We start from the raw sequence: 12677 nt of genomic DNA on the forward strand, positions 1-12677 counted from the left end.
GGAAATTTCCTACAAAGACAAGGAAAAATCCTACTCAGAAAGTCCCTTCGATTCTCTAAATTGCCGGTTCCCCGAGTGCGAACCGGTTCCCTCAAAGGTTCTGACTCAACTCGATTTACGCCGTTGCCCAAGAGGGCGCACGTGAGGTTCTGTTGATGAAAACCCGTTCCCCGTTGTTCCAGCGCAACCCTGTCGCCGTGGCCGTCGCCATTGCGTTTTTGCTGCCACTGCACGCCAGTGCCTATACCTCTTCAGTCAATGGCGGGGCAGTGATTTATGACGAAAGCGTTACCACCGGCGGGCAATCGATCGGAACCAACGGCACGGCCCATCGCACCACGGTCAGCGCTAGTGGGACGCAGAGCGTATTTCAGAACGGTGTGACCTACGACACCGTAGTGGACGGTGCGACACAAAACGTTCTCAGTGGCGTCAGCCATGGCACGGTGGTCAATAACGGCGGCTCACAGATGGTGGGCACCAGCGGTATTGCCAATGACACCGTGCTCAATGCCAGTCAGCAGACCGTCACTCGCTCCACGGCCAACCGCACGCTGATCAATGCGGGCAGCGTACAGACGCTGGATATCATGGCGATTGCCAACGATAGCCAGGTCGGTGCTGGCGGTACGCAAAACCTGATCAACATGGCGGTGGCTAACGGCAGCGTGATTAACGCAGGCGGTGAGCAAACCCTGCGCCGTGGCTTGGTCGGCGGGGCGGTGGCCAATGACACGCGCGTGCAGGGTGGTACCCAAAGCGTGTACGCCACTGGCACGGCCAATAACAGTACGGTCAGCAACGGTGGTCAGGTCAATCTCTACACGGGTGCCCAAGCCAATGGCCTTGTGGCAGACGCAGGTGGCACGGTGAATGTCATGGAGAACGGCGTGAACACGGTGGACTCGCTGACCCTCAATGGCGGGCGTCTGGCATTCGCGCCGGGCAGCGACGGTACGTTCAAGACGCTTACGGTCAATGCTCTTTCCGGTAGCGGCAGCATTTTGATGAATACCGATATCGCCAATCAGCGTGATGATTTGCTGATCGTGCAAGGCGCCGGCATGGCCAGTGGTGATCACACGTTGATCGTCGGCGATAGTGGTCATGAACCGACGACCTCCGATGGTCGCTTGCTGTTGGTCGATACGAACGGCGGCAGCGCGAAATTCGCCCTGTATGGCGGCCACGTCGATGCGGGTGCATTCCGCTATACCTTGCGCCAACAGGGTGATGACTGGGTACTGGCGAGCGGGGGAGCGATTCCGGTTGATCCGGTAACGCCGGTGGATCCAGTGACGCCAGTTGATCCGGTCAATCCCGTGGATCCGGTGGGCCCTGTGACGCCACCGCCGCGCCCGATCGACCCGGCGCCGGAAAACCTCTCCAAAGGGGCCAACGCCGCCATTGCCGCACACACCGCCGGCGCCAGCCTGTGGAACGCGCAGATGAACGCTCTGGTCAAGCGCCTCGGCGAGTTGCGCATGGGCGAGGATGACGGGGGGCTCTGGACCCGCGCCATCGGCAAGCGTTTCGATGTCAGCGAGCATTCCAGCCGCGCCTACTCCCAGGACGTCAGCGGTTTGGAAATCGGTGCCGACAAGGCTTTCGCAGTGGACAGCGGCAAGATTTATGTCGGTGGCATGGTCGGTACTGCGCGTTCCGATCTGGATTTCGGTGAAGGGGCGTCGGGCGATATCGACAGCCGCATGTTCGGCATTTACGCCACCTACCTCAATGACAATGGCGTCTACGTTGACAGCGTCTTGAAGTACAGCCGTTTCGATACGGACATCAAAACGCCGAACAATCTGGGGCAAGCGGTAAAAGGTTCCTACAGCACTAATGGTGTCGGTGCTGATATCGAGGTTGGCAAGCGCATCAATCTGAAGGATGGCTGGTTCGTCGAGCCGCAACTGGAAATCACTGCGACCCGCACCCAAGGGGCCAGTTACACCGCCAGCAACGGTCTGCGCGTCAAGTCCGATGATCTGGATTCACTGCAAAGCCGTGTCGGTTCGCTGTTCGGTCGCAGCCTGGAGCTAAGCAATGGCATGAAGGCCCAACCGTATGTCAAAGCGTCGTACATCACCGAGCATGCCGGCAGCAGCAAGGTCAGCGTCAATGGCAACAAACTCGATGCCGAGCTGCCGGGCAACCGCGTCGAACTCGGCTTCGGCGGCGTATTGCAGGTCAGTGAGAAAAGCAAGATCTCGCTGGATGCCGAGTACGCCAAGGGCAATGGCATCGAACAGCCATTCGGAGTGAGCCTGGGATATCGCTACCTTTGGTGAGGCGGTTGCCACGTCGGATCCTTCCGACGTGGCGTTGTTCTTCAAAGGGCGTCGGAGATTTCTTGGTATTTTTTCAGACTCGTCCTACATGCTTTGACGACTGTTTTGCCTAGTGTGTCGCCTCTTACGCCGCGAGCGGCGACCTTTTCTACCTCTGTCGAAACCAATGTCCTACAAAAGCTGGCGAATTCTGATTGCCGACGAGGAGCCTGCGTTGCACGCCCGAATCGGCAAGACCTTTAAAGAACTGGGCTGTCGCGAACTGACGCGGGTGCACTCGTTTCGTGAGTTGTTGGGCGTGACCCATTACTCCAGCGAGCCCTTCCAGCACTTTGACCTGATGATCATCAACGCGGGGTTGATCGCCGCCACTGGCGTGGATTGGGTGCGGTTCTTTGCAAGCAATGCACAGATTCGCCACGGCGTGATTCATGACACTGTTCGCGGCCAGCCGCAGGCTCAGACGATTTATGCCAACCACCGACGACAGTTGATGCTGATCCGTACCCCGGACCGGCAAACCCTTGGCCCTTTGCTGGAGCACCTCGATGTTCAGGAACAATCCCACAACCGTTGAGACCTCTGCTGGCGAGTCGAATACGCCATTGGCCACGACACACCGTGCTCCCGGCATCGACGACTCAATCGCCGTGCCTGCTCTGCCGCTGCGTGTGTTGGTGTTGGAAGACCATGCGTTCCAGCGCTCGGTGGCGGTCAACATGCTGCGTACGCTGGGTTGTCGCGAAATCTTCGAGGCCAGTGACGGAGCTCAGGCGCTGGCGCTCTTGCAGGAAGTCGGTACGGTCGATGTCGCCCTGTGCGATTTGCAGATGGAGGGGATGGACGGGCTGGAGTTTCTGCAGCGGGTGGGGGCCTCGGGGCAGGTCAAGTCGGTGATCATCAGTAGTTCGCTGTCGGCAGACCTGCGTCGTGCGGTGCATCAGATGGTGGCGTTGCTTGGCCTGGAACTGCTGGGCGATGTAGGCAAGCCTTTGCATGTGCAAGTGCTGGCGAATCTGCTGAGCAAATCCCTCGACAGGCCTGCTCTGGCGCAACCCACGGCCGCTGCCGTGACGCTGGCCAGTGAGACATCGGTTCGTCAGGCGTTGGCGCAGCAGCAATTGCAGGCCTGGTATCAGCCCAAATTCAACCTGCAGACCGGTGAGGTCTGTGGTGTAGAGGTGCTATGCCGCTGGCTCCATCCAACCCACGGCATCCTTTCGCCCGCTTTGTTCATGCCTGTGCTGGAGCGTTGCGGATTACTCGACGAGCTATTGTTTGCGCAGATCGATCAGGCGCTGGGTGTGCAACGACGTGCCCGTGCGCAGGGAGTTTTCCTGAATGTTGCGTTCAATCTGCACGCTGTGCAGTTGGCCAATGCGCAGCTCACGACCACGTTGAAAAACCTTCTGGTGCACCACGGTGCTTGCGGTGCAGGCCTGACTTTCGAACTGACCGAAAGCGGTCTGCTAGAAGCGCCGGCCACCAGCCTGGAAAGCCTCGTCCGCCTGCGCATGATGGGCTGTCGTCTGTCGATCGATGACTTCGGCGCCGGCTTCTCATCTTTGCAGCGCTTGTGTCAGTTGCCGTTCAACGAGATCAAGCTCGACGCCGAATTCATCCGCAATCTTGAGCACGAACCGCGATGCCGGGCGGCGATCAGCAGCACGCTGGCGCTGGGAGAAACCCTCGGCATGAGCGTGGTGATCGAAGGAATCGAGACCGATGCACAGCGTCGTGAACTGTTGGCATTAGGGTGTTCCCAAGGGCAGGGCTACTGGTATGCGCGGCCGATGTCGGGGGCTGATTTGTTGCTTTGGTTGCAGCAGCACAGTGATCGGCGTGACTCGGATGAGTGAACCTTCTTTTAGGAAAAGTCCTACAGAACCTGTCGTGTGGCTTGCGTAGTCTTGCCGCACCCAGAAACCGTGACACCGGGAGATTGAACATGATCAATAAAGCCCTGCGCATCCTGATTGCAGACTCGCAGCATTTCCACCGGATGAAAATCGAGCGTCTGTTCAACAGCCTCGATTACTACCGCGTGGCCCCGGTGCAAAGCCTCACTGAACTGTTGACGCTGGTGGACTACGGTTGTGAGCCGTTCGATGTGGTGGTCATCAATGCCGAGCTGGCGGCGCGTTCGCTGGATCTGTTGGGGTTTTTCCTTGATAACCCGCAGATTCGTCAGGCGTTGATCTACAACGAAGGCACGGCGCCGTTGCAACAGACCTCGGGGTTCGCTCAGGAGAATGTGCAGATCAGTCATTTGATGTTGCCTTCAAAGCAGTCGATCAGTCAGTTGATGGCGCTGGTCGATGTGCCCGCAAAGCCAGGTAAACCGGTCGCTCACAAGCCACACCCGCTGATGCAGTACGTTGCGCATGCATAAAAAGTCCGCGGCCGCAACTGTCAGACCTGACAGGTGCTTTGCTCCCCGTTCCATGCAACAGTCCCTGTGCAGCCACTGAGTCTGGATCAGCCCCCATCGGTGGCCTGCCCGTCAGCCTTTGCACCGGGAGTGGCCATGAATTTAGCGCTGATCGTCGACGATCATCCGGTGGTGCGTGCCGCCATCCGGATCGTGTTGCAAGCCGAAGGATTCAAGCAGATATACGAGGCGTCCGAAGGCAACGAGGTGATCTCGCTTATTCGTGAACACAAGCCTCAATTGGTGATCCTCGACCTGAACTTGCCAGTGCTCGGCGGGCTGGAGGTGCTGGCCCGGATCAAGGCCAATGATCTTCATTGCCGAGTGCTGGTGTTCAGTACACACGAGCCGATGTTCTATCAGGAACGCTGTGTGCGCGCTGGGGCCATGGCCTACGTGACCAAAACCAATCAGCTGGAGCAGTTGCGCAATGCCATCCGGGCGGTGGTGTCGGGGCATACCTTTTTCTCTGCGCTCCCGGACCATTTCAGTACGCTGAATGCCGTACAGATCACGGAAAAACAGATGATCGAGCAGCTCTCCGACCGTGAGTTGAGCATTTTCGCGCAACTGGGGCGGGGCAAGTCCAACAAAGCGATTGCTGAGGACATGCACCTGAGTCACAAAACCGTCAGCACCTATAAGACCCGTCTGATGAAAAAACTCGGGGTGAACTCAGCAGTACACTTGCGCGATTTCGCCAAGCGCAATCATGTGATCTGAGCGGACAGACATGAGGCAGGGGCGCCGGATTGTCTGGCTGTGGCTGTGGCTGACGCTGATGACCACTTGTTGGGCAAGCGATACGCCGCAGGTGCTGCAAGTGCTGACCCGTACCGGACTGGAAAATGTCCAGATGCGCCTGGATGAACAGGACCGGCAATGGCTGCGTCAGCACCCGGTGTTGCGCATGGGCATTTCCGGGCCGGATTACCCGCCGTTCGAGATCACCCGTAATCAACAGGAACTCGAAGGGCTGACCGCCGATTACGCCGACCTGCTGGGGCAGTTGCTCGGCGTGCGCATCGAAGTCCGCCGTTTCGCCAACCGCGATGCCGTGATGGCGGCACTCAAACGCGGCGATCTCGATCTGCTGGGAACCTCCAACAGTTTTGAAGCCGCCGACCCGGCCTTCATCCTGTCCCGTGCCTACGCCGAAGATCAGCCGATGCTGGTGACTCGACTCGATGAACAATTGCCCACCGATCTGGCCGGCAAGCGCCTGGCCATGGTCGAGGACTATCTGCCTCGGGCCAGCGTGCAGGCGTTTTATCCCCGGGCAAGTGTGCAGCGTTACCCGTCGGCGATGGATGCGCTCGGTGCGGTGGCCTTCGGCGCGGACGATGTTTATCTGGGCGACTTCATCAGTGCCAACTACCTGATCAACACCAATTATCGTAACGACCTGCAATTGGCCGGTCCGGCCGGGCTGGACGCCAATTCGTTCGGCTTCGCGCTGTTGCGCAGTGATGGGCGCCTCAAACGCATCGTCGACAAGGCATTGACGGCCATCCCCATGGAGCGGCGCCAGCGCATCGAGCTACGCTGGAGCGTCGGCCTCGCCGATATGGCTGAACAGTCGCGGGTGCAGCTCAGTGCGAATGAGCAGGAATGGCTGGACCAGCATCCAGTTGTCCGGGTCGGAGCCATCGAAGATTTCGCACCGCTGACGTTTTTCGATGCCGATGGCCGTTTCAGCGGACTGTCGGCGCAACTGCTGAGTCTGATCAGCCAGCGCAGCGGCTTGAACTTCGAGATCGTACGCGGGGCGTCGCTGGATCGGCAGATCGAACAGCTCAAGGCCGGTGAACTGGATGTATTGCCGGTGGTGACACCGAGCAGCGAGCGCGAAGCCGAACTGCAATTTACCCGCGCCTACCTGAATAATCCGTTTGTGCTGGTCAGCGCAATCACCGCGCAGGGACCGCTCAACCTCGATGATCTGGCCGATAAACGGTTGGCGATTTATCGCGGCCATCCGTTACGTGCTTACCTGTTGAGCCGCGTGCCGCGCATCCGTCTGGTCGAAGTCAAAAGCCCCGCTGAAGGCATGGCGTTGATTGCCAAGGGGCAGGTCGATGCCACGGTAAGTTCATTGCTGGTGGCGCGCTTTCTGATCGCACGTCACTACCGTGAGCGTCTGCGCATTACCGGCACCATCGGCGATCAACCGGCGCGCATTGCGTTGGCGACGGCACCGCAGATGCCGGCATTGCATTCGATCCTGAACAAGGCGCTGTTGAGCATCGCCCCGCCACAGATGGACGAACTGGTGGAGCGCTGGAGCCACGATGTGGTGGTGGAAGACAGTTATTGGTTACGCCATCGTCGCGAGATTCTCCTCGGTTTTGCTGGTGCGGCGGTGTTGCTGGCGCTTGCGCTGGCCTGGATCGTTTTTCAGCGCCAACAGATTCGCCGGCGCCAGCAATGGCTGCAGCAATTGCAGGAAGCCAAGGACGCGGCAGACGATGCCAATCGCGCCAAGACCACGTTTCTGGCGACCATGAGCCATGAAATCCGCACGCCAATGAACGCCTTGATCGGCATGCTCGAACTGGCCTTGAAGCGCGCCGAGGAGGGCGTGATCGATCGCTTGGCGATCCAGGTGGCATCCAACGCCGGGCAACAGTTGCTGGCGTTGATCGGCGACATCCTCGACATCGCGCGGATCGAGACCGGGCATTTGTCCCTCGTGCCTGAGCGTGCCAACCTGCGTGAGCAGGTGGTGTCGGTGTGTCGGGTGTTTGAAGGGCTGGCGCGGCAGAAGCGTTTGTTGTGGCACATCGAACTTGATGCCCGCAGCAACATTGACGTGTTGATTGATCCGACGCGCTTCAAACAAGTGCTGTCGAACCTGTTGAGCAACGCGATCAAGTTCACCGAGGAGGGCGAGGTCAGTCTACGGCTGACGGTGACCACCGTGACGGCGGAACGCCTGACCGTGAAAGTGCTTATTGAAGACAGCGGGGTGGGGATCAACGCCGACGACCGACGACGGCTGTTCAACCCTTTCGTGCAGGCGAGCCATGACTCGCAATCAGCCCGCAGTGGTTCCGGGCTGGGTCTGGTCATCAGTCGCAACCTCTGTGAAATGATGGGCGGTACGCTGCGGCTTGACAGTGCACCGGGTGAAGGCACACGCGTCGAAGTCAGTCTTGAACTGCCGTTGTTGGCTGCTCTGGCTCGCGCGCCAAGTGCTCCGCAAGCAGCGCTTGCGGTAACGTCGTCACTGAGTGTTCTGGTGGTGGACGATCATCCGGTGAACCGATTGCTGTTGTGCTGGCAGTTGAGTGAGCTCGGCCATCGCACCGTCGACACCGAGAACGGTGATGAAGGCCTGAAGCAGTGGCGGGCGCAGGCGTTCGATGTGGTGATCACCGATTGCAACATGCCGCGGCGCAACGGTTACCAACTGGCGCGGGCCATCCGCGATGCCGAGTCGCATGCCGGCCGCAAGCCTTGTCTGATCCTCGGTTTTACCGCCAATGCGCAAGCCGAGGAAAGGACGCGCTGCCTGAATGCCGGCATGGACGAATGCCTGTTCAAACCGATCCGCTTGCACGACCTGGCGCAGGCGTTGACGGCTGCCAGTCATTGCGAGAAGACGGTGGACCCCGGCGAGGTGGCCGCGCTGACGGAAATCGACCTGAGCACGCTGGAGCAAATGGCCGGGGATGATCGTGCCTTGATCGAACAGTTGCGCAAGGAAGTGTTGAACAGCGTGCGCCTCGATCTGCAACGTCTGGAGATTTTGCAGCAGGAGCAGGATCGCGCAGGGCTGCGCGAGCTGGCGCATCACATCAAGGGTGGGGCGCAGATGGTCGGCGCGGCGCGGGTGGTGGCGGCATGTGTAGCGCTCGAGCAGGCGTGTCGCGAGACGCACGCGGCGCCGCTGGACGTGGCGAGCGAGACGTTACGCGAGGCCATGGCCGGACTCGCGCAACGCTTGCAAATCTGACGGGCGCCGGCTCAGTCCCAGTGCGGCGCGATGCCTTTCGGGCTGGTCAGGCGATGGCCGCGATCAAGCGTGGCAATCAGCGCCATATCGGCGTCGCTCAGTGTCAGCGCCGTAGCGGCAAGGTTGCTTTGCAGGTTGGCGCGTTTGGTCGACGACGGAATCACCGCGTAGCCAGACTGCATGGCCCAGGCCAGGGTGACTTGCGCCGGGGTGGCTTGCAGGCGCTGGGCGATCTGCCGGATCAGCGGATCTTGCAGCACTTCGCCGTAGGCGAGGGTCATGTACGAGGTGATGTGGATGCCTTGGCTCTGGGCGAACTCGACCACTTTGCGGTTTTGCAGGTACGGGTGCAGTTCAATCTGATTAGTGGCGATGTTGTCGGCACCGACCGTCGTGATTGCCTGTTGCATCAGCTCGATGGTGAAGTTGGAAACACCGATCTGTCGGGTCAGGCCCAGACGCTTGGCTTCGAGCAGGGCGCCCATGAACTCTTCGACCGGTACCTGGTTTTCCGGCGACGGCCAGTGAATCAGCGTCAGGTCGAGGTAGTCGGTCTGCAGTTTTTGCAGGCTTTCCTTGAGGCTGTCGATCAAGCGATCCTGGGCGAAGTTGGCGACCCAGATCTTGCTGGTGATGAACAGCTCTTCGCGGGGGATACCGCTGGCCGCAATGGCATGGCCGACGTCGGCTTCGTTTTCGTAGATTTGCGCGGTGTCGATGGCCCGGTAGCCGAGTTCGAGAGCGGTGCTCACCGAATCAATGACGACCTGGCCTTGCAGGCGAAATGTACCCAGACCAAAAACGGGAACAGACATGAAAAACTCCAGGGTTGCAGTGGGAATGGGCAGGAGTATCCGCGTCCGGATGGTTGAGAAAAACCGTTGGTGGGACAAAGCACTGTTGATCAGAAGTCATGAATCATTTTCAGGATTTGTGTTGTCCGGGCTGGCCTCTTCGCGAGCAGGCTCGCTCCCACAGGAGATCTGTGGTGTTCACAAAATCCTTGTGGGAGCGAGCCTGCTCGCGAAGGGCGCACCACCGATTCAGGCAATGTCACTGTGGGCAAATTCCTCGCCGAGAAAATCAATCAACGTGCGCACCGACGGCAATAACCCGCGCCGCGAAGGGAAAATCGCATGCACCAACCCGCACTTCGGCGCCCAACCGGGAATCAACTCCACCACACGGCCGGCCGCAATGTCCTCACGCACCACTACACTCGGCAAATGCGCCACGCCAACGCCGGCAATCACCGCCTGACGCAAGGCAATCAAATCATCAGTGACCATGCGTGGCGTATGGCGAATCAGTGCCGTGTTGTCATTCGGCCCGAGCAGCTCCCATTGATATTCGCGCTGCGCCGCGCCCCAGTGCAGGCTCGGCAAGCCATTGAGGTCGGCAGGTGAGGGCGGTGAAGACAGGCGTTCGACAAACTGCGGGCTGCCGACCACTGACTGTGTGCTGTTGCCCAGCACCTTCATGATCATGTCGGTGTTCTCCAACGGCGGAAAACGCACGCGCAAGGCAATGTCGAAGCCTTCGTGCAGCAGATCGACGCGGCGGTTGGTGCTCTCGATAAACAATTCCACCAGCGGGTATTTGAGCATGTAACGGGTGAGCATCGGCCCGACCCACGAGTTGAGCAGCGCTGTCGGGCAACTCAGGCGCACCAGCCCCTGCGGTTCGGAGCGGTTGCGTTCGATCAGCTCGGCCGCGCTTTCGGCTTCGACGCGCATGGCCAGGCAGCGCTGGTAATAGGCCTGACCGATTTCGGTCAACGAACAATGGCGGCTGGTGCGGTGCAGCAGGCGCACGCCGAGGCGTTCTTCCAGTTCGGAAATACGCCGGCTGAGTTTCGATTTGGGCATGTCCAGTGCGCGCCCGGCGGCGGCGAAACCATGATGTTCGACCACTTGGGTGAAGTAGTAGAGGGTGTTGAGGTCTTCCACCATCGTTCTCCATATAGAACGCTAAGGCTGATTTTTGCAGTCTAGTGCATTAATGGCTACGGATTTAAGCTTGATCCATCGCGTCACTCACCCAAATTGGAGACAACCATGAAAAACATCATCGGTATCTACACCAGCCCGCGCGGCCATTGGGTCGGCGATGGCTTCCCGGTTCGCACGCTGTTTTCCTACGACAACCTGGGCAAACACATCAGCCCGTTCCTGCTGCTCGATCACGCCGGCCCGGCCGATTTCACCCCGACCACCGAGCGCCGTGGCGTTGGTCAGCATCCGCACCGTGGTTTCGAAACCGTGACTATCGTTTATGAAGGCGAAGTGCAGCACCGCGACTCGACCGGTAGTGGCGGCGTGATCGGCCCGGGCGATGTGCAATGGATGACCGCCGCTTCCGGGATCCTCCACGAGGAATTCCATTCGGAAAACTTCGCCAAAACCGGCGGCAAACTGGAAATGGTCCAGTTGTGGGTCAACCTGCCGGCCAAGGACAAAATGGCCGCGCCGGGCTACCAGACCATTCTCGACAGCGACATCCCGAGCATTGCGCTCAAGGACAACGCCGGTCGCCTGCGCCTGATCGCCGGCGAATTCGATGGCCACACCGGCCCGTCGCGGACTTTCACACCGATTGATGTGTGGGATCTGCGCCTGAACGCCGGCAAGTTGCTGACGCTGGATCTGCACGAAGGCCGCAATACCGCGCTGGTGGTGCTCAAAGGCTCGGTGCAGGTCAACGGTGTGGAATCGGTGCGTGAAGGGCAGTTGGCGCTGTTCGAACGTGACGGCCATCAGCTGACACTCGAAGCCAGCCAGGACGCGGTGGTGTTGCTGCTCAGCGGTGAGCCGATCGACGAACCGATCGTCGGCCACGGCCCGTTCGTGATGAACACCGAGCAGGAAATCCACCAGGCCTTCGCCGACTTCCAGTCCGGCCGCTTCGGCCAGATGCACGCTTAACGCACAACCACTGCGCTCTACACAGGACGCGTAGGCCGGTTCGCAGGCCAGGGATGGCTGTTGCCTGCAGAAAAGCGACAACTGCGAGGTTGCTTGCCGTGGTCGATGCATCCGGCAATCAACCCAGACCGGCCGCTGATCCGACAGTTGCCCGTCTGTCCCGGGCCTGGGTGGTGCCGGTCGTCATCATGGCTACGCTTTCCGGGCTGCAAGGCTCGACATGTCGCGAACGAACACGAAGCGCTGGAATCCCGGCGCTGACCGTTTCCCCCACGCCGATCAAAAGTCGGCTTCGACAACACGCGAGGATTACTGCAATGACCACTCAATACAAACGTCTGGACAAGAACAACGCTGCGGTGCTGCTGGTTGACCATCAGGCCGGGTTGCTGTCGCTGGTGCGCGACATTGAACCGGACAAATTCAAGAATAACGTGCTGGCGCTGGCCGATCTGGCCAAGTACTTCAAGTTGCCGACGATCCTCACCACCAGTTTTGAAACCGGCCCCAACGGCCCGCTGGTGCCGGAGCTGAAAGCACTGTTCCCGGACGCGCCGTATATCGCCCGTCCGGGCCAGATCAACGCCTGGGACAACGAAGATTTCGTCAAGGCGATCAAGGCCACTGGCAAGAAGCAATTGATCATTGCCGGTGTGGTGACTGAGGTTTGCGTGGCGTTCCCGGCGCTGTCGGCGCTAGAAGAGGGCTTCGATGTGTTCGTGGTGACGGACGCCTCCGGCACGTTCAACGAACTGACCCGTGAATCGGCGTGGAACCGTATGTCCAGCGCTGGCGCGCAATTGATGACCTGGTTCGGGCTGGCCTGCGAACTGCACCGCGACTGGCGCAACGATATTGAAGGGCTGGGCACGCTGTTCTCCAACCACATCCCGGACTACCGCAACCTGATGACCAGCTACAGCACCCTGACTAACGGTAAATAACCCAGGCCACACGCAGTCCCCTCCGTGGGAGCGAGCCTGCTCGCGAAGGCGTCATGTCAGTCGATGCACCTTTGACTGATCGACCGCATTCGCGAGCAGGCTCGTTCCCACATTTGGTTTTGTGGT

At 59.7% G+C, this 12677-nt stretch carries 10 protein-coding genes; 8 read left to right on the forward strand and 2 right to left on the reverse strand.

Translation table 11 applies throughout. The features are described from left to right. The first annotated feature begins 155 nt into the window (after positions 1-155). The 6 genes from AB4N74_RS04385 to AB4N74_RS04410 all read left to right on the forward strand — a co-directional run bounded on the left by AB4N74_RS04385 (position 156) and on the right by AB4N74_RS04410 (position 8683). On the forward strand, positions 156-2294 hold the full coding sequence (locus tag AB4N74_RS04385; RefSeq protein WP_320337321.1) for an autotransporter outer membrane beta-barrel domain-containing protein: 2139 nt from the start codon (positions 156-158) through the stop codon (positions 2292-2294). 166 nt (positions 2295-2460) lie between these two features. Then, positions 2461-2871 carry a hypothetical protein gene (locus AB4N74_RS04390; protein ID WP_093432000.1) on the forward strand — a complete coding sequence of 137 codons (411 nt, stop codon included), beginning with the start codon at positions 2461-2463 and terminating at the stop codon, positions 2869-2871. Then, positions 2843-4153, forward strand: coding sequence for an EAL domain-containing response regulator (locus tag AB4N74_RS04395; RefSeq protein WP_460098402.1), 1311 nt, complete (start codon positions 2843-2845; stop codon positions 4151-4153). The genes AB4N74_RS04390 and AB4N74_RS04395 overlap by 29 nt, the downstream gene beginning before the upstream one ends. A gap of 89 nt (positions 4154-4242) precedes the next feature. Then, complete coding sequence (locus AB4N74_RS04400; RefSeq protein ID WP_093432006.1) at positions 4243-4686, forward strand: chemotaxis protein CheY; 444 nt, start codon at positions 4243-4245, stop codon at positions 4684-4686. A gap of 135 nt (positions 4687-4821) precedes the next feature. Next, a complete protein-coding gene (locus AB4N74_RS04405) occupies positions 4822-5448 on the forward strand; it encodes a response regulator (protein ID WP_460098404.1) in 627 nt (208 codons plus the stop codon). A 10-nt stretch (positions 5449-5458) separates the two neighbouring features. Further along, positions 5459-8683 carry a transporter substrate-binding domain-containing protein gene (locus AB4N74_RS04410; RefSeq protein ID WP_460098406.1) on the forward strand — a complete coding sequence of 1075 codons (3225 nt, stop codon included), beginning with the start codon at positions 5459-5461 and terminating at the stop codon, positions 8681-8683. A gap of 11 nt (positions 8684-8694) precedes the next feature. On the opposite strand, the gene dkgB is transcribed toward AB4N74_RS04410, so the two are convergent. Both dkgB and AB4N74_RS04420 read right to left on the reverse strand, forming a co-directional pair. After that, positions 8695-9498: a 2,5-didehydrogluconate reductase DkgB gene (dkgB, locus tag AB4N74_RS04415; protein ID WP_460098408.1), complete on the reverse strand. Its 804-nt coding sequence runs from the start codon at positions 9496-9498 to the stop codon at positions 8695-8697. A gap of 228 nt (positions 9499-9726) precedes the next feature. Then, a complete protein-coding gene (locus AB4N74_RS04420; protein WP_460098410.1) occupies positions 9727-10635 on the reverse strand; it encodes a LysR substrate-binding domain-containing protein in 909 nt (302 codons plus the stop codon). A gap of 105 nt (positions 10636-10740) precedes the next feature. On the opposite strand from AB4N74_RS04420, the gene AB4N74_RS04425 reads away from it, so the two are divergent. Together AB4N74_RS04425 and ycaC are read left to right on the forward strand one after the other, a co-directional pair. Beyond that, a complete protein-coding gene (locus AB4N74_RS04425) occupies positions 10741-11607 on the forward strand; it encodes a pirin family protein (protein ID WP_099758515.1) in 867 nt (288 codons plus the stop codon). A 317-nt stretch (positions 11608-11924) separates the two neighbouring features. Next, positions 11925-12551, forward strand: a complete 627-nt coding sequence (gene ycaC, locus AB4N74_RS04430; RefSeq protein WP_102900931.1) for an isochorismate family cysteine hydrolase YcaC — start codon at positions 11925-11927, stop codon at positions 12549-12551. The last annotated feature ends 126 nt before the right edge of the window (positions 12552-12677 follow it).

The sequence above is a fragment of the Pseudomonas sp. H3_C08 genome, from assembly GCF_054669455.1.

Bases quoted from the DNA above. Each gene is read 5' to 3' on its own strand.
- AB4N74_RS04385 (WP_320337321.1), top strand. From the start codon at position 156: ATGAAAACCCGTTCCCCGTTGTTCCAGCGCAACCCTGTCGCCGTGGCC.
- AB4N74_RS04390 (WP_093432000.1), top strand. From the start codon at position 2,461: ATGTCCTACAAAAGCTGGCGAATTCTGATTGCCGACGAGGAGCCTGCG.
- AB4N74_RS04395 (WP_460098402.1), top strand. From the start codon at position 2,843: ATGTTCAGGAACAATCCCACAACCGTTGAGACCTCTGCTGGCGAGTCG.
- AB4N74_RS04400 (WP_093432006.1), top strand. From the start codon at position 4,243: ATGATCAATAAAGCCCTGCGCATCCTGATTGCAGACTCGCAGCATTTC.
- AB4N74_RS04405 (WP_460098404.1), top strand. From the start codon at position 4,822: ATGAATTTAGCGCTGATCGTCGACGATCATCCGGTGGTGCGTGCCGCC.
- AB4N74_RS04410 (WP_460098406.1), top strand. From the start codon at position 5,459: ATGAGGCAGGGGCGCCGGATTGTCTGGCTGTGGCTGTGGCTGACGCTG.
- dkgB (WP_460098408.1), bottom strand. From the start codon at position 9,498: ATGTCTGTTCCCGTTTTTGGTCTGGGTACATTTCGCCTGCAAGGCCAG.
- AB4N74_RS04420 (WP_460098410.1), bottom strand. From the start codon at position 10,635: ATGGTGGAAGACCTCAACACCCTCTACTACTTCACCCAAGTGGTCGAA.
- AB4N74_RS04425 (WP_099758515.1), top strand. From the start codon at position 10,741: ATGAAAAACATCATCGGTATCTACACCAGCCCGCGCGGCCATTGGGTC.
- ycaC (WP_102900931.1), top strand. From the start codon at position 11,925: ATGACCACTCAATACAAACGTCTGGACAAGAACAACGCTGCGGTGCTG.